This window comes from Monashia sp. HAY1-2A, from assembly GCF_056755315.1.
On record NZ_JBNDHY010000659.1, the window covers coordinates 1 to 245 of the forward strand.

At 40.8% G+C, this 245-nt stretch carries 1 protein-coding gene; it reads right to left on the reverse strand.

Annotated features, from left to right (window positions below):
• A partial coding sequence (locus tag ACPYOM_RS23450) for a hypothetical protein (protein ID WP_481347819.1) occupies positions 1-245 on the reverse strand: 245 nt, incomplete at both ends.

The following is a 245-nucleotide window of genomic DNA, read 5'->3' on the forward strand; positions in this document are numbered from 1 at the left end:
AGATGTGTATAAGAGACAGGCCGAAAAAGCTTGTGGCACTGTCATCTCTGTAAATATGATTAGATCCGCATTTGGGGCATACACAATCAAATGCTGGATTTTCGATGGTATGTTCAACTTCTAAAGAAAACACTTCATTTTCTTTATAATCCTCCAAAACCTGATACGCCTTTTCCAGATCTTCTTCGAAAACCTGTAGCTGAATTCCTCCGACTGCCTGCGATAAAAGCCAATCCGACTGGATC